20 protein-coding genes are annotated in these 19,016 nt (G+C 37.1%); all 20 read left to right on the top strand.

Annotated features, from left to right (window positions below):
• The first annotated feature begins 1 nt into the window (after position 1).
• The 20 genes from flhB to rseP all read left to right on the top strand — a co-directional run bounded on the left by flhB (position 2) and on the right by rseP (position 19,016).
• On the top strand, positions 2-1,093 hold the full coding sequence (gene flhB, locus P9E47_RS16280) for a flagellar biosynthesis protein FlhB (protein WP_003332556.1): 1,092 nt from the start codon (positions 2-4) through the stop codon (positions 1,091-1,093).
• Between the two features lie 34 nt (positions 1,094-1,127).
• Positions 1,128-3,170 (top strand): flagellar biosynthesis protein FlhA, encoded by a 2,043-nt coding sequence (flhA, locus tag P9E47_RS16285; RefSeq protein WP_003332557.1) that lies wholly within the window; start codon positions 1,128-1,130, stop codon positions 3,168-3,170.
• Positions 3,167-4,330, top strand: coding sequence for a flagellar biosynthesis protein FlhF (flhF, locus tag P9E47_RS16290; RefSeq protein ID WP_003332558.1), 1,164 nt, complete (start codon positions 3,167-3,169; stop codon positions 4,328-4,330). The genes flhA and flhF overlap by 4 nt, the downstream gene beginning before the upstream one ends.
• Positions 4,314-5,177 carry a MinD/ParA family protein gene (locus tag P9E47_RS16295; RefSeq protein ID WP_003332559.1) on the top strand — a complete coding sequence of 288 codons (864 nt, stop codon included), beginning with the start codon at positions 4,314-4,316 and terminating at the stop codon, positions 5,175-5,177. Before flhF ends, P9E47_RS16295 begins: the two co-directional genes overlap by 17 nt.
• A gap of 93 nt (positions 5,178-5,270) precedes the next feature.
• On the top strand, positions 5,271-6,308 hold the full coding sequence (locus tag P9E47_RS16300) for a protein-glutamate methylesterase/protein-glutamine glutaminase (protein WP_051015820.1): 1,038 nt from the start codon (positions 5,271-5,273) through the stop codon (positions 6,306-6,308).
• 16 nt (positions 6,309-6,324) lie between these two features.
• Entirely contained in the window at positions 6,325-8,376 is a 2,052-nt protein-coding gene (locus tag P9E47_RS16305) for a chemotaxis protein CheA (RefSeq protein WP_003332561.1), read from the top strand.
• A 39-nt stretch (positions 8,377-8,415) separates the two neighbouring features.
• Positions 8,416-8,886: a chemotaxis protein CheW gene (locus tag P9E47_RS16310; protein WP_003332562.1), complete on the top strand. Its 471-nt coding sequence runs from the start codon at positions 8,416-8,418 to the stop codon at positions 8,884-8,886.
• 4 nt (positions 8,887-8,890) lie between these two features.
• The gene (locus P9E47_RS16315) at positions 8,891-9,529 is read left to right on the top strand and encodes a chemotaxis protein CheC (protein ID WP_003332564.1); all 639 of its coding nucleotides are present in this window, start codon (positions 8,891-8,893) and stop codon (positions 9,527-9,529) included.
• On the top strand, positions 9,522-10,019 hold the full coding sequence (locus P9E47_RS16320; RefSeq protein WP_003332565.1) for a chemotaxis protein CheD: 498 nt from the start codon (positions 9,522-9,524) through the stop codon (positions 10,017-10,019). Before P9E47_RS16315 ends, P9E47_RS16320 begins: the two co-directional genes overlap by 8 nt.
• Before the next feature lie 41 nt (positions 10,020-10,060).
• Positions 10,061-10,828, top strand: a complete 768-nt coding sequence (locus tag P9E47_RS16325) for a FliA/WhiG family RNA polymerase sigma factor (RefSeq protein ID WP_003332566.1) — start codon at positions 10,061-10,063, stop codon at positions 10,826-10,828.
• Positions 10,829-10,854: 26 nt separating this feature from the next.
• Positions 10,855-11,166, top strand: a complete 312-nt coding sequence (locus P9E47_RS16330; RefSeq protein WP_003332567.1) for a hypothetical protein — start codon at positions 10,855-10,857, stop codon at positions 11,164-11,166.
• A 73-nt stretch (positions 11,167-11,239) separates the two neighbouring features.
• Positions 11,240-11,614, top strand: a complete 375-nt coding sequence (locus P9E47_RS16335; protein WP_326164043.1) for a DUF6115 domain-containing protein — start codon at positions 11,240-11,242, stop codon at positions 11,612-11,614.
• A 152-nt stretch (positions 11,615-11,766) separates the two neighbouring features.
• Positions 11,767-12,474, top strand: coding sequence for a 30S ribosomal protein S2 (rpsB, locus tag P9E47_RS16340; RefSeq protein ID WP_003332569.1), 708 nt, complete (start codon positions 11,767-11,769; stop codon positions 12,472-12,474).
• A 160-nt stretch (positions 12,475-12,634) separates the two neighbouring features.
• Entirely contained in the window at positions 12,635-13,519 is an 885-nt protein-coding gene (tsf, locus tag P9E47_RS16345; RefSeq protein ID WP_003332570.1) for a translation elongation factor Ts, read from the top strand.
• Between the two features lie 79 nt (positions 13,520-13,598).
• Complete coding sequence (gene pyrH, locus P9E47_RS16350) at positions 13,599-14,321, top strand: UMP kinase (RefSeq protein ID WP_326164045.1); 723 nt, start codon at positions 13,599-13,601, stop codon at positions 14,319-14,321.
• A gap of 3 nt (positions 14,322-14,324) precedes the next feature.
• On the top strand, positions 14,325-14,882 hold the full coding sequence (frr, locus tag P9E47_RS16355) for a ribosome recycling factor (RefSeq protein WP_326164046.1): 558 nt from the start codon (positions 14,325-14,327) through the stop codon (positions 14,880-14,882).
• A gap of 106 nt (positions 14,883-14,988) precedes the next feature.
• The gene (locus P9E47_RS16360) at positions 14,989-15,765 is read left to right on the top strand and encodes an isoprenyl transferase (protein WP_003332574.1); all 777 of its coding nucleotides are present in this window, start codon (positions 14,989-14,991) and stop codon (positions 15,763-15,765) included.
• Positions 15,766-15,784: 19 nt separating this feature from the next.
• The gene (locus P9E47_RS16365) at positions 15,785-16,573 is read left to right on the top strand and encodes a phosphatidate cytidylyltransferase (protein WP_003332575.1); all 789 of its coding nucleotides are present in this window, start codon (positions 15,785-15,787) and stop codon (positions 16,571-16,573) included.
• Positions 16,574-16,586: 13 nt separating this feature from the next.
• Complete coding sequence (locus P9E47_RS16370; RefSeq protein WP_003332576.1) at positions 16,587-17,732, top strand: 1-deoxy-D-xylulose-5-phosphate reductoisomerase; 1,146 nt, start codon at positions 16,587-16,589, stop codon at positions 17,730-17,732.
• 33 nt (positions 17,733-17,765) lie between these two features.
• On the top strand, positions 17,766-19,016 hold the full coding sequence (rseP, locus tag P9E47_RS16375) for an RIP metalloprotease RseP (protein ID WP_003332577.1): 1,251 nt from the start codon (positions 17,766-17,768) through the stop codon (positions 19,014-19,016).

The following is a 19,016-nucleotide window of genomic DNA, read 5'->3' on the forward strand; positions in this document are numbered from 1 at the left end:
AATGCCGATTCATGGTTATGTTCAACTGGACCTACAGTTTTTTGCGGGTGAAAAAACAGAAAAAGCAACACCGAAAAAACGCCAAGATGCTAGGAAGAAAGGCCAAGTAGCGAAAAGTCAGGATGTCAGCGCAGCGCTAATGCTATTTTTTGTCTTTCTTTTGTTCTTATTTTTTGGCGGTTCTTTAAAAGAGCAAATGTTAACATTGGTCACGGTGTCTTTAAATGAGTATATGCTTTGGGACATTACAGAAGCGAATATTCATAAATTGTTCATTGATTTTACGCTTCGGGCTTTATATTTTGTAGCCCCGATTATGCTAACGGTGGCGATTATCGCTGTTGCTTCTAATTTCATGCAATTTGGCTTTTTATTTTCAACAGAAGCGATTCAGTTTAAATTGGAAAAAATAAACCCGATAACTGGGGCAAAGCGAATATTTTCAATTCGCGCGATCGTTGAACTATTTAAATCGATTCTCAAAATTTCAATCGTTGGAACAGGAGCTTTTACTGTTCTTTGGTTGAATTTTGATGATGTATTGATTCTATCGCAAAAAAGTGTAGGTGCATCCTTAGCGTTTATCGGTAAGGTTACGACACAAATGGGCTTAGTTGTATCCATTTTATTAATTGTTTTATCAGTATTTGATTATGCTTATCAAAAATTTGAACATGAAAAAAACCTTCGCATGTCAAAACAGGATATTAAAGATGAATACAAGAACATGGAAGGGGACCCGAAGATTAAATCGAAAATTAAAGAAAAACAAAGGCAAATGGCGATGCAGCGCATGATGCAGGAGATTCCAAATGCAGACGTTGTAATCACAAATCCTACCCATTATGCTGTTGTTTTAAAATATGATGAAAGTAAAGCAGACGCCCCGATTGTGGTCGCAAAAGGGGTTGATTATATCGCCTTAAAAATTAAACAGATTGCCAAAAATCATGATGTTGTTACAATTGAAAACCGGCCATTAGCTAGGGCGTTGTATGCGCAAGCTGAAATCGGAGACGCGATACCTGAACAGTTTTTTAAAGCGGTAGCCGAAATACTGGCTTATGTATACAGACTGAAAAGAAAAGTTTGACTTTATATGACTTTTCTAGATCGGAGAGAATTATATGTCAGCAAGAGATCTTCCCGTTCTTTTGGGAGTAATTTTAATCATTGCAATGCTTATCATCCCATTGCCTGGGTGGTTATTAAGCATACTCATCATCATGAATATAACGCTTGCTTTGATTGTAATCCTAGTATCGATGAACATGAGGGAAGCTCTCCAATTTTCGATCTTTCCTTCATTACTATTATTATTAACTTTGTTTCGATTGGGGTTGAACGTTTCCACTACTAGATCCATCTTAAGTAAGGGTGAAGCCGGAGGAGTAGTTGAAACGTTTGGTCATTTCGTTATCGGTGGAAATGCGCTTGTCGGTTTTGTTGTCTTTTTAATCTTAATTATTATTCAATTCATCGTTATTACAAAAGGTGCAGAACGTGTTTCCGAGGTAGCAGCACGTTTTACGTTAGATGCGATGCCAGGGAAGCAAATGAGTATTGATGCTGATTTAAATGCCGGCATGATTTCTGAATTGGAAGCCCGTGAACGACGTGAAAAAATTCAACGGGAAGCAGATTTTTACGGGGCGATGGATGGTGCCAGTAAATTTGTTAAAGGTGATGCGATCGCCGGGATTATTATTACGATTATCAATATTATCTTTGGAATTATTATCGGTATGGTGCAAATGGACCTTGCCTTTGGTGAAGCAACCCATAGATTTACACTATTAACAGTTGGTGACGGACTTGTCAGCCAGATACCGGCGCTTATCATTTCAACTGCAACCGGTATTGTTGTAACAAGGGCCGCTTCAGATGGGAACCTTGGCTCAGATGTTGTCGGTCAGTTATTCTTTACCTTTCCGAAACTTTTATATATTGCAGGGGGAACAATTGCCGGACTAGGTCTTTTTACCCCGATAAATGATATACTTACATTACCGATTGCCGGACTTCTTTGCGCAGGCGCTTATTTCTTATCGAAAAATAGCCAGCCTATACATGAATTAGAAACTGCAACTGGTGAAGAGGAAATGGAAGCAGAGGATCTGAAAAGTCCAGAAAGTGTTGTTAGTTTACTTAATGTCGACCCGATTGAGTTCGAATTTGGCTACGGATTAATCCCGCTTGCCGATACGAATCAAGGTGGAGACCTCTTAGACCGAATTGTTATGATTAGACGTCAGTTGGCGATTGAGTTGGGTGTTATTGTCCCTGTTGTTCGGATTCGTGACAATATCCAACTGCAGCCAAATGAATATCGAGTTAAAATTAAAGGGAATGAGTTGGCACGAGGGGAGTTATTACTTGACCATTATATGGCGATGAGCCCTGGAATTGATGATGAAAGTATTGAAGGCATTGATACGGTGGAACCTGCCTTTGGCATGCCTGCTAAATGGATTGCTGAGGATATGAAGGAAACAGCTGAGTTATCAGGGTATACTGTCGTTGATCCGCCATCAGTTGTCTCCACCCATCTTACTGAGATCATCAAAAATAATGCAAATGTTCTCCTAGGAAGACAAGAAACGAAACAATTGATTGATCATTTGAAGGAGTCCTACCCGATCCTAGTGGATGAAGTAACTCCTGATCCGTTATCAATCGGAGATGTTCAACGAGTGTTAGCTAAGCTCCTAAAAGAGCGTGTATCAATTCGAAATCTTCCAGTTATTTTCGAGGCATTAGCTGATTATGGCAGACTGACAAGCGATTCTGATTTATTGGCAGAATATGTTAGACAAGCTTTATCACGCCAAATTACTCGACAATATTTGGTTGATGGTGAGTCTCTTAAAGTCGTAACTTTATCTGGTAAAGTCGAGAAAACTATTGCAGAAGGAATTCAACAGACGGAACATGGTAATTATTTGTCATTGGATCCTAATGTTACACAAGCGATTATTGAAAATATTGCGTCCGAAATGGAGCGAGTATCCATGTTTGAACAATCATCCGTTATATTATGCTCACCTGCCGTAAGGATGTATGTTAAACAATTAATTGAACCATATTTTCCGGTTATACCTGTTTTATCATATAACGAGTTAGAATCTACTGTAGAAGTTCAAAGTATAGGGGTGGTGAATATTGAATGAAGGTAAAAAAGTTTATTGCACCTAATATGCCGGAAGCGATGAAAATGATTCGTAATGAATTAGGAAAAGATGCGGTCATTTTAAATTCTAAGGTTGTGCAAAAGGGTGGGATTTTCGGTTTTTTTACTAAAAAAAATATTGAGGTGATCGCCGCTGTAGATCCTCAGCCAATACCGAAAAAGCAACCAATGCAAAAAGAAAAAATAGAACCTAAGATAGAGTTTCAACCGGCTCCGATCATTAAATCAGTTGAAGTTCCAAAAACGGATGCTGAATTGTTAAAAGAAATTAAAGATTTAAAAGAAATGCTGAAAGGATTATCGGTGCATAATGGTCGGGATAGCTTTGAGCACTATCCCGGTCCATTAAAGGATATGAATCAGTTTTTAAGCAACCAGGAAGTTGACCTGCAGCTGCGAAAAGAAATCATGGGCTTTTTGCTTGAAAAATGGTATGTGAATAAAGGTGAAGCAAATTTCGAACAAATTACCACTTGGGGTAAAGAGTATCTTGTAAACAGCATGTCACCTTTATCATTTGGAGCCATTAATTTCTCAAAGAAATATATTAACGTTGTTGGTCCAACCGGGGTAGGGAAAACGACAACTTTAGCTAAGATTGCTGCTCAGGCTGTGCTGAAATATGGAAAGAAGGTTGCTTTCATAACAACTGATACGTACCGAATTGCAGCGATCGACCAGCTTAAAACATATGCAAAAATATTAAATGTTCCATTAGAGGTTACATATACAATTGATGATTTTGTAAAAGCAAAAGAAAGATTCTCCCACTTTGATCTCATTTTAATTGATACTGCTGGAAGAAACTTTAGAAATAAACAATATGTCGAAGATTTGAAATCTGTAATTAGCTTTGATGAAAACCTTGAGACCATTCTAGTACTTGCTTTAACATCTAAATATTCAGATATGCTGGATATCTTTGAACAATTCTCATCCATTAAAATTGATAAGCTGATTTTTACCAAGGTTGATGAGACATCTAAATATGGGACAATATTAAACCTTATTTTTAAATACAAAATAGGGGTTGCTTACTTAACTAATGGACAAAATGTTCCCGATGATATTTTTGAAGCATCACCAGAATCAATAGCAAATACTGTTTTTGGGGTAAATAGACATGAAAGATCAAGCTGAAAAATTAAGAGCGAAAATTGAACTTTTGCAAAATAAGGCAAAGACAAAAACCATTGCTGTCGTTAGCGGTAAAGGTGGGGTAGGAAAATCAAACTTTTCGTTAAATTTTGCTCTAGGTTTGTCGAGTGCCGGGTCTTCAGTGTTATTATTTGATATGGATATAGGTATGGGAAATATCGATATTCTAATGGGCGTCACTCCAAATTATACGATTGTTGATATGTTTGAAAGTGATTTAAAGCTAACGGATATTATTGAAAAAGGCACTAATAATCTTTCCTATATTGCTGCCGGTACAGGTCTTTCGAAGATTTTTAAGCTTGACAACAATAAGTTTGAATTATTTATTACTCAATTAGAGGAGATTATCGAGGATTTTGAATATATCATTTTTGACATGGGTGCCGGCATTACTGAGGAAAGCATGCAGTTTATTTTATCCGTAAATGAGCTTTTTGTTATTGCAACTCCAGAACCTACTTCAATTACAGATGCGTATGCAGTCATGAAGTATATTCATTTAAAAGAATTAGATATGCCCTTTTATTTAATCGTTAACAGGACTTATTCCGAAAAACAGGCATTATCGACATCAAATCGTCTGAGTAATGCAGTGAAGCAGTTTTTAAACAAGGATGTTGTAACGTTAGGAGATTTGCCTGATGATCGGGTTGTTTTGAAGGCTGTGAGCCACCAAATGCCATTTTTACTATATGCCCCCAATTCAGATGTGAGTCGTTCGATGTTAAAGATTGTGGAGCGGTATACGAATCAAAATTTTGATCAAATGAAGTCAACATCCTCCTATAGTTTTATTTCTAAACTACGACGATACTTTATTAAATAAAAATCAAATGAGCGTGTTGAATTTGATTTCTAAAGGGAGGGTAGGTTTGTGACAAATCAAGTGAAGGTTTTAGTTGTTGATGATTCTGCATTTATGAGAAAGCTAATTACAGACTTTTTAAATGAGGATCCCCGTTTTAATGTTGTTGGAACAGCTAGAAATGGAAAAGATGCCATCCAAAAGGTTAAGGAATGGCAGCCTGATGTTGTCACACTTGATGTTGAGATGCCGGAAATGAATGGTCTAGATGCACTGCAAGCAATTATGAGTGAAAATCCTACAAGAGTTGTTATGCTCTCAACTACGACAAAAGAAGGCGCAGAAAACACATTGCTAGCCATGTTATACGGAGCTATCGATTTTATCGCAAAGCCTTCAGGAGCGATTTCACTTGATTTGGACAAGGTAAAAGAAGAAATTATTATGAAGGTTTTAATGGCCTCCAAAGTCAATGTTCAAGGGTTTTCAATGAAAAAGAATAAAGTTACCCCTCTTTTTGAAGATGTCCAGCCGCGGCAGACGAGGACAGTTGAAAAAACGCAAAAAAATACCGTTAAAAAACTTGTTTGTATAGGCACCTCCACTGGCGGCCCTAGGGCTCTTCAACAAGTATTGACGAAGCTGCCGAAAACAATAGATGCACCAATCCTTGTAGTTCAGCATATGCCAGCCGGCTTTACTAAATCTTTAGCGGCACGGCTTAATTCTATAAGTGCAATTAATGTAAAAGAAGCTGAAGACGGTGACATCTTAGAAAATGGAACAGCCTACATCGCACCTGGAGGTTATCACCTAAAATTAAAAAATAGTGGAGGAAATAATATTACTATTTATTTAGATCAGACGGTCCCCATTAATGGTCATCGTCCCTCAGTTGATGTTATGTACGAGTCGGTGAGTGAAATTAAAAATTATAGTAAAATTGCAGTGATTATGACTGGAATGGGGGCGGATGGGGCAAACGGCTTAAAAACACTGAAATCCTCCGGTAACACAATAGCAATTGCGGAATCTGAGGAAACGTCTGTTGTTTTTGGAATGCCAAAATCGGCAATTGCAACTAATTTGGTCGATGAAGTTGTCAACTTAGATAAAATCGCTTCAACTATAATGAAATATATTGAAAGTTGATATGGGGGTGTTCAATATGGATACAAATCAATATTTAGAGATGTTTATCGATGAGAGCAAGGAACATTTGCAAGCTATCAATGAGAATTTATTAGCTTTGGAAAATGACCCGAATGATATGAATATTGTTAATGAAGTATTTAGGTCTGCCCATACTTTAAAAGGTATGTCAGCAACAATGGGTTATGAAGATTTAGCCAATTTAACACATAAAATGGAAAATGTGTTGGACGGCATAAGGAACCATAAAATATCCGTTAATTCGGATATATTAGATGTTGTCTTTTCTTCTGTTGATGATCTTGAGGCAATGGTCAATGACATTGCTAGCGGTGGAGACGGAAAAAGAGATGTTTCCGAGGTTGTTCAAAAGCTGTTATTAATTGAAAAAGGTGAAGACCCTAAGAGTGGAACTGTAAAAATAGCTACGGAAGCAAAAAAAGAAGTGGGAAATACCGGAAATGACCGAATGGGTATCCTCGATGAATTCGAAATCACTGTGTTAGAACAATCAAAAGAGCAGGGATTTGACAGTTATCATATAACCGTAAAGCTAAGAGATGATTGTTTATTGCGTGGTGCTCGCGTTTTTATGGTGTTTGAGATTTTAGAACAAATCGGAGAAGTAATTAAAGCAAATCCTTCTGTTGAAGATCTTGAAGAAGAGCGCTTTGATTATGAATTTTCAGTAGTGCTCGTAACTAAAGAAAATGCTGAAGATATTGAAAAGCGGATCATGAAAGTTTCCGAGATTGAGAATGTAATAGTGAATGTATTTTCAATCGAGGAGTATAAACAGGACCAAAATAGCAAGAATGAAAATAATTTAATTGTTGAAGAAAATGCTTCTTCTTCTGCTACCCAGGAAACTAACTCCAAAGGGGAAAGTGGAAAAGAGAAAATAAAAGGACAAAATGTCTCTAATAAGACGATCCGTGTTAATATTGAACGTTTAGACATTTTAATGAATCTATTTGAGGAGCTTGTCATAGATCGGGGCCGTCTTGAACAAATCTCCAATGACTTAAATAACGCTGAACTTCACGAAACTGTGGAGAGAATGTCACGAATTTCAGGAGACCTTCAAAATATTATTTTGAACATGCGGATGGTTCCTGTTGAACAAGTATTTAATCGTTTCCCAAGAATGGTAAGACAATTAGCACGCGACCTAAACAAAAAAATCAATTTGGAAATTATCGGTGCAGAAACAGAATTGGATCGGACTGTAATTGATGAGATTGGTGACCCACTTGTCCATTTAATTAGAAATGCACTTGACCATGGAATTGAGACGCCTGAAGAACGAATTGCAAAAGGCAAACCTGAAGAAGGTACAGTAGTTCTTAAAGCGTATCACAGTGGAAATCATGTCTTCATTGAAATTGAGGATGATGGCGCAGGTATTAATCGTGATAAGGTGTTAAAGAAAGCAATTGAACGTGGGGTTGTAACTGCAGAAGCAGGAGCAAATATGACCGATAAGCAGGTTTATGAGCTTATTTTGGCATCCGGTTTTTCAACAGCAGATAAGATTTCTGATGTTTCGGGACGTGGTGTTGGACTGGATGTTGTTAAGAGCACGATTGAATCATTAAGTGGTTCCGTTTCGATCGAGTCCAGATTCGGTCATGGATCGATCTTCTCGATTCAATTACCATTAACATTATCCATTATCTCTGTCATGCTTATTGAAATTCAAGAGGAAAAATATGCAATTCCTTTATCCTCTATTATCGAAACGGCTATTATTAAAAAACAAGATATTTTAAATGCGCATAACCAAAAGGTGATCGATTTCAGAGGCAAGGTAGTGCCATTAGTATTTCTAAAGGAGATTTTCGAGGTACCAGTTGTAAACGAAGAAGATGGTCTTTATTCCGTAGTCATTGTTCGAAAAGGGGAAAAAATGGCCGGTCTTGTTGTAGATTCATTCATAGGTCAACAAGAAATCGTCTTAAAGTCATTAGGTAATTATTTAAATTCAGCGTTCGCTATTTCAGGTGCTACGATCCTTGGGAATGGACAAGTTGCCTTAATTATTGATTGCAATGCTTTGATTAAATAACAAAAGATGAAGGCACTTGATGATAAGGAGGAATAAATAATGTCCACGGAAGCTTTAACTGACATAAAAGTAATCGTTTTTCAGCTAAAAGACGAAGAATATGGTATTCCAGTTCAACAGGTCCAATCAATTGAGCGAATGATGCATATTACACGTGTGCCCAAAGTGGCTAAATTTGTTAAAGGGGTTATGAACCTGCGAGGGGTTGTGACTCCAATTATCGATTTGCGTAAAAGATTTGGAATTGAAGAGGTCGCATACACAGAAAGTACACGAATCATCATTGTTGGGGTGGCTGACATGGAGGTTGGCCTAATCGTCGATGCAGCAAACGATGTTATTGATATTCCTGAAGGAGCAATTGAACCGCCGCCGGAAGTAGTCGGTACTGTTGAAGTAGAATACTTAAATGGTGTTGCTAAACTTGATAAACGGCTTTTAATATTACTAAATCTTGAAAAAGTTTTAATTTCTGATGGAATTAAAGAATTAAAGTTAGTAGAGGGCTAAAACTATGTCTTTTATTGAACAAATTAAAGGTCACCATTTAGATATTCTAAGAGAGGTCGGAAATATCGGTGCCGGCAATGCCGCCACCGCGCTCTCAAAAATATTAGGGAAACGGGTTGATATGACCGTTCCTAATGTAAGAATTGTATCTTTTGATGAAATGATGGATATGGTTGGCGGAGCGGAAAATGTTATTGCGTCGATATTCCTTAGAATTGAGGGTGACGCACCAGGGAGCATATACTTTATGCTTCCATTAGAGCAGGCAGAAAAATATATAGAATTAATGACAGGAGAAGAAAATTTCTCGTTTGATAATCCACCTTATCCTGAGTTATCCGTTTCTGCTCTGCAAGAACTTGGAAACATCCTTTCCGGCTCTTATTTATCTGCATTGTCAGACTTTACAAAACTAAACCTATACCCAACAGTGCCAGCATTAGGAATTGATATGGTAGGTGCGGTTCTTAGTTATGGATTAATGGAAGTTTCTCAAGTTAGTGATTATGTGATCGTCATTGATACAGCTGTTAGTGAACAAGAAGAAATTAAAGATAGTGTTAAGGGGCATTTTTTCCTTTTGTTAGATCCTGAATCATTTGAGAAAATATTCAGTGCGTTGGGAGTACCACTTGATGAATGACACAGTAAACATTATTAAGGTCGGGATCGCTGATATGAATGTAGTCCAATCGCCAAGTCTTATTCGCACATCAGGATTAGGGTCTTGCGTTGGAGTAGTTATTTATGATACCCAAAAAGAGATTGCTGGTCTTGTACATGTTATGCTTCCTGATTCATCTTTAGCTAAAGCAGATTCTATAAATATTGCAAAGTATGCAGATACTGGTATAGAGGAATTAATAAACAGATTAACTAAAATAGGTGCGAGAGTTACTAATTTAAAGGCGAAAATAGCGGGTGGGGCGCAGATGTTTCAATTCTCTACTCAAAATGAGATGATGAGAATAGGACCTCGTAACGTAGAAGCGGTAAAAAAAGAACTGCAACGCTTTCGTATCCCGATTATAGCTGAAGATGTTGGGGGAAGTAGTGGGCGAACAATTGAGTTTAACCCAAGTACAAGAAAGCTAAATATTAGAACGGTGAATCAAGGGGTTAAAGATATTTAATACTATCAGAATTGTTGAAACGTCTTTGAAGGAGGATGACCATGACGAGAATACCTTCCAATGAGGATCAGATATGGCAGAAGTGGATCAATAATAAGGATCCTCAAGCTGGTGATTCATTAATACGTCTATATATGCCTCTTGTTAGTTATCATGTACAAAGGATTTCTGTAGGATTACCTAAGAATGTAAATAGAGAAGATGTAAAAAGCTATGGTCTAATGGGATTATATGATGCTCTTGAAAAATTTGATCTTTCTAGAGATTTGAAATTTGATACTTATGCATCCTTTCGAATTAGAGGTGCCATTTTGGATGGTCTTCGTAAGGAGGATTGGCTTCCTCGAAGTTTGCGGGAGAAAAATAAAAAAATTGAAGCCACCATCGAACGATTAGAACAAAGATTTATGCGAAATGTTACAGTTGAAGAAATAGCAGCGGAAGTTGAAATGACTGAAGATGAAGTAAATAATGTGATTACAGAAGGTTTTTTCGCTAATATTTTATCCATTGATGAAAGCAATAAAGACTCTGATGAGAAAGAGGGATTAAGCTTTTCCATTCGTGATAAAAACAGTTTAACCCCTGAGGAGCATACGATAAAAGAGGAACTATACAATGAACTTGCCGATGCGATTGTCGAACTAAATGACAAAGAGCAACTTGTTGTAAGTTTATTTTATCACGAAGAATTGACACTTACTGAAATTGGACAGGTCTTAGGTCTATCCACTTCAAGAATTTCGCAAATCCATTCTAAGGCTCTTTTTAAACTTCGCTCCTCATTAGGAAAAATCATGTCCATGTAATTATCCTTTACGAAGGAAGTGAGAAGATGAGTTTAAAGCTTGTAGAGTTACAGGTTGCGCTTCCAAGAACACAGGATTTAGGGAAAATACAAGAACAATTACAGCAAAAAGGTCAACTTGTGCAAGATCAGTTAGCTTCAGCACAACAAAAGGAAGATCTTGAAAAGCAAAAACAAGTAAACAAATATGATGAAACTACAAAAAATAAACTTCAAAAAGATGGTCAAAATTCTAATGGTGCTTACGTCACAAATAAAAGAAAAAAGCAAAACAAACAAATGCATCCTGCTGAAGCACATCACCCCTATAAAGGAAATCTAATAGATATAGAGGGATAAAATGTATCCATATATGCTTACAATCAGTTTTATCTTACATGTTTTCGCATTCTTTTGGATATTCTTATTATCGATGCGTTTAAAACGTACAAATGAAATAGAAAAAAGGCAAGCGGAAATACAAAAAGAAATAGAAGATTTGTTTCAGTCGTACCTGCTGGAGATGAAAGAAGAAAATGAAAAGTTGTTGAATTTGATTGATAAATCAAAACCACCTATAAATAAACGTGAAAAAGTGACTCAACAACCTTATCAAACTCAGGAAAAACCGAAGCTAAAAGAATATACACCACCAATGCCTTCTGCTCAAGATCGTTTTGAGCAATCATTAAATTCCAAAGTGGTTTTACTTCATGAGCAGGGTTTTAAAGCAGAGGAAATTGCCCAAAAATTAAATAAAGGAAAAACTGAAATAGAGTTAATTCTTAAATTTAATGGGTCAAAATGATAAAAGACTTGATTTAGAGATGTGCAGTATGGTATAGTAACTTTCGGTGTTAAATACACACGTCCGTTGATTAAAATATAGGTGCTGCAAATGCAGTCATATTTTAAAATGATGCGAACGGAGGAAATAAAACCATTTAGGAGGAAAAAAGAATGTCAGTAATTTCAATGAAGCAATTATTAGAAGCTGGTGTACATTTTGGACACCAAACACGCAGATGGAATCCTAAGATGAAGCGTTACATCTTCACAGAGCGTAACGGCATCTACATCATCGACTTGCAAAAAACAGTTAAAAAAGTTGAAGAAGCTTTCAACTTCATGAAAGAAGTAGCTGCAAATGGTGGAACAATTCTTTTTGTAGGTACTAAAAAGCAAGCTCAAGATTCTGTTAAGGAAGAAGCAGAACGCAGTGGACAATACTTCGTTAACCAACGCTGGTTAGGTGGTACTTTAACAAACTTTGAAACAATCCAAAAGCGTATTGCACGCCTTAAAGAAATTGAAACAATGCGTGAAGATGGAACATTTGATGTATTGCCAAAGAAAGAAGTAGTTAACCTAAATAAAGAATTAGAGCGTCTTGAGAAGTTCTTAGGCGGAATTAAGGAAATGAAACAGATCCCTGATTGCTTATTCATTATCGACCCTCGTAAAGAGCGTATCGCAGTTGCTGAAGCTCACAAATTAAACATTCCAATTGTGGCAATTGTTGATACAAACTGTGATCCAGATGAAATCGATTATGTAATTCCTGGTAACGATGATGCAATTCGCGCTGTTAAGCTTTTAACTGCAAAAATGGCTGATGCTATTATCGAAGCTAAACAAGGTGAAGAAGTAGCAACTCCTGCTGAATAATAAGAAAAGCGGAAGTGCCCGTTTTTGGAGTCGCTGGGTGCTGGAACTGGACATAGAAGTAATTATAAAGGTGATAAGAGGGACATGCCTTTTATCACCTTTTTAAAAACATTCACAAAATAAAATGGGTATACATAACTAATCTTAAGGAGGATTCAACATGGCAGTTACTGCACAAATGGTAAAAGAGCTACGTGAAAAAACAGGTGCTGGAATGCTTGATTGTAAAAAAGCACTTACAGAAACGAATGGTGATATGGATAAAGCAATTGACTTTCTTCGTGAGAAAGGGATCGCTAAAGCTGCAAATAAAGCAGACCGTATTGCTGCTGAAGGTACAACTTCAGTATTAACTAATGGTAATAAAGCAGTTATTTTAGAAGTAAACGCTGAAACAGATTTCGTTGCTAAAAATGATGCTTTCAAACAATTAGTGTCAGAGCTTGGTGAACATTTATTATCCGAGCAACCAGCTACACTTGAAGAAGCATTAACTCAAAGCTTAAATGGAAATGGTCCCGCTCTAGAGGAACATATTAATGCTGCAATTGCAAAAATCGGTGAGAAGATCTCATTACGCCGCTTCCAATTGGTTGACAAAGAAGATAGCGATGTTTTCGGTGTTTACCTACATATGGGAGGACGTATTGGTGTGTTATCAGTGCTAGCTGGTACTAATGATGCAGATGTAGCAAAAGATGTATCAATGCATATTGCTGCTGTAAACCCACGTTATATTACACGTGATGAAGTTCCTGCAGAAGTATCAAACCATGAGCGTGAAGTTTTAACACAGCAAGCCCTTAACGAAGGCAAACCTGCAAACATCGTTGAGAAAATGGTTGAAGGCCGTCTAGGTAAATTCTTCGAAGAAATTTGCTTACTAGATCAAGCTTTCGTTAAAGACCCAGATCAAAAAGTTGGCAAATATGTTCAATCTAAAGGTGCTTCTGTAAAATCATTCATTCGCTATGAAGTAGGAGAAGGAATGGAAAAACGTCAAGAAAACTTTGCAGAAGAAGTAATGAACCAAATCAAAAAATAATGGCAATTATGTAGGGAACACATCGTGTTCCCTATTTTTAGAAAGACGGAAGAAACGATTTTTCAACTTGGAGGTAGTCATGACTAATCCGAAGTATAGACGTGTTGTATTAAAATTAAGTGGTGAAGCCCTTGCAGGTGAAAAAGGGTTTGGGATTGACCCAGCTGTCATCAATAGCGTTGCTAAGCAAGTCAAGGAAATAGCTGAGATGGATGTTGAAGTAGCGGTTGTTGTTGGCGGCGGGAATATTTGGCGTGGTAAAATAGGCAGTGAAATGGGAATGGATCGCGCAACGGCTGATTACATGGGCATGCTTGCAACTTGTATGAATTCTTTAGCACTTCAAGATAGTTTAGAGAGCATGGGAATTCAAACTCGTGTCCAAACATCTATAGAAATGCGTCAAGTTGCAGAGCCGTACATTAGAAGAAAAGCGATCCGGCATTTAGAAAAGAAACGTGTTGTTATTTTTGCTGCTGGTACGGGAAATCCTTATTTTTCAACGGATACGACTGCAGCACTACGAGCTGCCGAAATAGAGGCAGATGTGATCTTAATGGCTAAGAATAATGTTGATGGTGTCTATAGTGCAGACCCTACTATTGATAAAAATGCAGTTAAATATGAGACTCTCTCTTATTTGGATGTAATTAAAGAAGGATTAGCCGTTATGGATTCTACTGCATCATCGTTATGTATGGATAATAATATTCCATTAATCGTATTCTCAATCATGGAAGAAGGAAATATTAAACGTGCAGTTTACGGCGAAAATATAGGAACGATTGTAAAGGGGAAATAAGTAATGGGACAAACAGTTATTAAAAACACTAAAGAAAAAATGAATAAAGCCATTCAAGCATTCAAACGTGAATTAGCTACTGTTCGTGCAGGAAGAGCAAACCCATCGCTACTAGACAGAGTATCAGTAAATTATTATGGTGCACCAACACCACTAAATCAATTATCTTCTATTACTGTTCCAGAGGCACGCCTTTTAGTAATCCAACCATACGATAAATCAGTTTTAAATGATATCGAAAAGGCAATTTTAAAGGCTGATCTAGGACTTAACCCTTCAAATGACGGAACCATTATTCGAATTGCAATTCCAGCGTTAACAGAGGAGCGTCGCAAGTCATTAGCTAAAGATATTAAGGCAATGGCAGAGGATGCAAAAATTGCTATTAGAAATGTTCGTCGTGATGCCAATGATGACTTGAAGAAGTTAGAAAAAGATGGACAGATTACCGAAGATGAACTTCGTAGTTTTTCTGACGATGTTCAAAAAGAAACTGATAACCATGTAAAAGAAATTGATAATATTACAAAAGAAAAAGAAAAAGAAATAATGGAAGTTTAGACCAATTCACGATACAATATTATTTACAAAGAAACCCTCTTATCATTCAATCAGGGGGTTTTTTTACTATGACGTAATTCAAAAAAAGTTTAGGTGGAGGATCCGAATGCTCGATAAGTTCTCATTAAAAAAGAAAAAAAAAGAAGCCAGCGCTTCAAATTATTCCAAAGAACATATTGATCTTTCTTCCGTACCTAGTCACATTGCTATCATTATGGATGGAAATGGCCGTTGGGCAAAAAAAAGAGGTCTCCCTCGTATAGCCGGTCACCATGAAGGAATGAAAGTAGTTCGGAAAATAGTTAAAGCTTCTAATGAAATTGGAGTTAAAGCATTAACTCTTTACGCGTTTTCGACAGAAAATTGGAAAAGGCCGAAATCGGAAGTTGAATATTTAATGAGACTGCCTGAAGAATTTTTAGGATCATTCTTACCTGAATTGGTTGCAGAAAATGTCCAAGTGCGTGTTATGGGAAATAAAGAACAATTACCAGCCCATACATTACGGGCCATCAATAAAGCTATGAATGATACAAAAGAAAACGATGGGTTAATTTTAAATTTTGCATTAAATTATGGAAGCCGCTTTGAAATAATTGAAGGTATTAAGCAAATCATAAAAGATACGAATAATGGTAAACTAAGCGTCGATGATATTAATGAAGAGCTATTTTCGGAGTATTTAATGAGCTCTGACTTAGCTGAACCGGATTTATTAATTCGGACTAGTGGAGAGGTACGTCTAAGTAATTTTATGCTGTGGCAGTTAGCATATGCCGAATTTTGGTTTACCGAAGTATTATGGCCCGATTTTGAGGAAAAAAATTTTTATCAAGCGATCGTAGAATATCAACGTCGTGGCCGGAGGTTTGGTGGCGTCTAAATAAAAGTGAGGAACTAAAATGAAAACTAGAATACTGACAGCAATTATTGCAGCAGCCATTTTTTTACCGCTGGTTATTATTGGGGAAACCCCATTTGTTATTTTAGTGTACCTTTTAGGTACAATTGCCTTGAAGGAATTATTAAGGATGAAAAAAATTCGGGTGTTATCATTACCTGGTTTAATCGGATTTATATTTCTATGGGTATTGTTAATTCCCCATTCATTTTTAATCGAAAGCGTGGGTGCCAACTTTTCCAAAATTGAAGCGGCTCTTATTGTTGTAATGCTACTGTTGATCTACACCGTCATTTCGAAAAATGAGTTTACATTTGATGATGCTGGATTCATCATTTTATCGACTGTATACGTTGGCGTTGGATTTTATTATTTAATCGAAACAAGAATGGCTGGGTTATCCTACGTCTTTTTTGCATTATTTGTCATTTGGGCAACGGACTCTGGCGCATACTTTATTGGGAGAGCATTTGGGAAAAGAAAGCTTTGGCCTGAAATTAGTCCGAATAAGACGGTAGCAGGCTTTGTTGGCGGAGTTTTGTCTGCACTATTGGTAGGGTTAATTTTTCAAATCGTAAGTCCGTTGCATCCTTCTTTACTTTTTGTATTGGTCGTAACGGTTGTTACCTCCCTCTTTGGTCAGATGGGTGACCTGGTTGAATCTGCTTTAAAAAGACATTTTACAGTAAAGGATTCAGGTCATATCCTTCCTGGTCATGGCGGAATTTTGGACAGGTTTGATAGTCTTCTTTTTGTTTTACCGATACTTCATTTTTTACAGTTCATTTAGGATGGGAGCAACTATGAAAAAAATAAGTTTACTCGGTGCAACTGGATCCATTGGAACGCAAACATTAGATGTGATCAAGCTGCATCCAGATCAATTTACATTAGAAGCAATTTCAATTGGGAAAAATTTAACATTGGGTTTGGATATCATTCATACATATATACCAAAGGTTGTTTCAGTTATCGATAAAGAAAGCTATGAATATTTACAGTCAAGGGTTCCCGATAATGTGAAAGTTGTTTATGGTGATGAGGGATTAATTGAAGTTGCAGCGAATGTCGAATCACAGGTTGTTGTAAATGCTGTTATGGGAAGCGTGGGCTTAAAGCCTACATTAAAGGCGATTGAAGCAGGAAAAACGATGGCCATTGCCAATAAAGAAACTTTAGTCACAGCTGGTCACCTTGTAATGGGGGCAGCTAAAACTCATAATGTTCACATATTGCCTGTGGACAGTGAACATTCTGCTATTTTTCAATGCTTGAATGGTGAAGATAAAAAAGCTTTGGAACGAATCATATTAACAGCTTCTGGCGGAAGTTTCCGTGATCGAACCCGGTCAGAACTGAAGGATGTGACAGTAGAATCTGCTCTTAACCATCCAAATTGGTCGATGGGAGCTAAGATTACCATTGATTCTGCAACTATGATGAATAAGGGCTTGGAGGTAATTGAGGCACACTGGTTATTTGACATGCCTTATGAACAAATTGATGTAGTTCTACATAGGGAAAGTATTATTCATTCATTGGTAGAATTCCAAGATACTAGTATGATTGCACAAATTGGTTCTCCCGATATGAGAGTACCTATCCAATATGCCTTAACATATCCCGTAAGACTTGCACTACCTCTTTCCAAAAGGTTAAACTTAATTGAGGTAGGAAAACTTCATTTTGAAGAAGCCAACCTAGAAAGATTCCGCTGTTTACAATTTGCCTATGATGCTGGAAAAGTTGGCGGAACAATGACAACTGTACTTAATGCAGCAAATGAAGAAGCTGTACAGCTTTTTCTAAATAGACAAATCAGTTTCTTGGATATCGAGGCGTACATTGAAAAGGCTCTTGAACAACATATTCCTATTAAGAACCCTGATTTAGATACAATCGTAGCGGTTGATCAGGAAACAAGAAAATTTGTAAATACATTAATCTGAAGTAGGACACTAAAAAAAAAGGTGGTTTTTCATTTGAACACGGTAATTGCATTCATCATTATTTTTGGAGCGCTAGTTTTTTTTCATGAACTTGGGCATTTAGTATTTGCAAAACGCGCTGGAATGCTTTGTCGTGAATTTGCAATCGGCTTTGGACCAAAGGTATTTTCATTCCGCTCTAATGAAACACTTTATACAATCCGATTATTACCACTAGGGGGATTTGTCAGGGTAGCTGGGGAAGATCCAGAATTAGTAGAAATAAAACCAGGCTATAATATCGGTTTAGTCTTCGGGCATAATGATAAAGTTACGAAAATAATTGTAAACAATAAAACAAAATATCCGAATGCAAAAGTAATAGAAGTTGAACAAATTGATCTTGTACATAAATTGTCCATTTCTGGTTTTGAACAAGATGATGACGGGTTGCAAACATTCCAAATTGACGAAAGAGCTATGCTTGTTGTTGATGATCAAGAAACGCAGATTGCTCCATATAATAGGCAATTTGCGTCAAAAACAGTTCCGCAAAGGGCAATGCAAATTTTTGCAGGACCGATGATGAACTTCATTTTAGCATTAGTCTTATTTGTCATTTTAGGTACGCTAGTTGGAACACCGGTGAAAGAACCAATTTTAGGTGAGTTAACGAGCGATGGCTCTGCGATTGAGTCTGGTTTAAAACAAGGGGACAGAGTGCTATCCATTGATAACCAAGAAATCGTAAATTGGGAGGAAATGGTTAAAATTATCCAACAAAATGGCGATCAGGAACTGCTGTTTTCAATCGAACGCGGTGGTCAACAATTGGAAATTCCCGTTACTCCAAAGGTTAGAGATGGTGAAAAAATTGGATTTATTGGCGTCTACCCATCTGTTGAAAAGTCAGTTTTAGGTTCCGTTACTTACGGTTTTGAACAAACCTACTTTTGGACAAAACAAATACTCGTTGGCTTAAGTCAGCTTATTGTCGGCCAATTTTCAATTGACGATTTATCTGGCCCTGTTGGTATATACAGTCTCACAGATGAAGTAGCCCAAACAGGAATTTACAACTTAATGCGATGGGCATCTATCTTGAGCATTAACCTCGGAATCGTAAATTTATTGCCTCTTCCAGCACTTGATGGAGGTCGGCTTATCTTTATAGGCATTGAGGCTGTGCGCGGAAAACCAGTCGATCCGCAAAAGGAAGGGATTGTCCATTTTATCGGCTTTGCCCTACTAATGCTGTTAATGTTGGTAGTTACTTGGAATGATATTCAAAGGTATTTTCTATAA

It is taken from the genome of Schinkia azotoformans, from assembly GCF_035811335.1.
GTDB classification, from domain to species: Bacteria; Bacillota; Bacilli; order Bacillales; family Bacillaceae_J; genus Schinkia; species Schinkia azotoformans.

Bases quoted from the DNA above. Each gene is read 5' to 3' on its own strand.
- P9E47_RS16335 (WP_326164043.1), top strand. From the start codon at position 11,240: ATGCGTTTAAAACGTACAAATGAAATAGAAAAAAGGCAAGCGGAAATA.
- P9E47_RS16360 (WP_003332574.1), top strand. From the start codon at position 14,989: ATGCTCGATAAGTTCTCATTAAAAAAGAAAAAAAAAGAAGCCAGCGCT.
- P9E47_RS16300 (WP_051015820.1), top strand. From the start codon at position 5,271: ATGAGAAAGCTAATTACAGACTTTTTAAATGAGGATCCCCGTTTTAAT.
- flhB (WP_003332556.1), top strand. From the start codon at position 2: ATGCCGATTCATGGTTATGTTCAACTGGACCTACAGTTTTTTGCGGGT.
- P9E47_RS16330 (WP_003332567.1), top strand. From the start codon at position 10,855: ATGAGTTTAAAGCTTGTAGAGTTACAGGTTGCGCTTCCAAGAACACAG.
- tsf (WP_003332570.1), top strand. From the start codon at position 12,635: ATGGCAGTTACTGCACAAATGGTAAAAGAGCTACGTGAAAAAACAGGT.
- rpsB (WP_003332569.1), top strand. From the start codon at position 11,767: ATGTCAGTAATTTCAATGAAGCAATTATTAGAAGCTGGTGTACATTTT.
- P9E47_RS16295 (WP_003332559.1), top strand. From the start codon at position 4,314: ATGAAAGATCAAGCTGAAAAATTAAGAGCGAAAATTGAACTTTTGCAA.
- P9E47_RS16365 (WP_003332575.1), top strand. From the start codon at position 15,785: ATGAAAACTAGAATACTGACAGCAATTATTGCAGCAGCCATTTTTTTA.
- flhF (WP_003332558.1), top strand. From the start codon at position 3,167: ATGAAGGTAAAAAAGTTTATTGCACCTAATATGCCGGAAGCGATGAAA.
- pyrH (WP_326164045.1), top strand. From the start codon at position 13,599: ATGACTAATCCGAAGTATAGACGTGTTGTATTAAAATTAAGTGGTGAA.
- P9E47_RS16305 (WP_003332561.1), top strand. From the start codon at position 6,325: ATGGATACAAATCAATATTTAGAGATGTTTATCGATGAGAGCAAGGAA.
- P9E47_RS16320 (WP_003332565.1), top strand. From the start codon at position 9,522: ATGAATGACACAGTAAACATTATTAAGGTCGGGATCGCTGATATGAAT.
- P9E47_RS16325 (WP_003332566.1), top strand. From the start codon at position 10,061: ATGACGAGAATACCTTCCAATGAGGATCAGATATGGCAGAAGTGGATC.
- P9E47_RS16310 (WP_003332562.1), top strand. From the start codon at position 8,416: ATGTCCACGGAAGCTTTAACTGACATAAAAGTAATCGTTTTTCAGCTA.
- frr (WP_326164046.1), top strand. From the start codon at position 14,325: ATGGGACAAACAGTTATTAAAAACACTAAAGAAAAAATGAATAAAGCC.
- flhA (WP_003332557.1), top strand. From the start codon at position 1,128: ATGTCAGCAAGAGATCTTCCCGTTCTTTTGGGAGTAATTTTAATCATT.
- P9E47_RS16315 (WP_003332564.1), top strand. From the start codon at position 8,891: ATGTCTTTTATTGAACAAATTAAAGGTCACCATTTAGATATTCTAAGA.
- P9E47_RS16370 (WP_003332576.1), top strand. From the start codon at position 16,587: ATGAAAAAAATAAGTTTACTCGGTGCAACTGGATCCATTGGAACGCAA.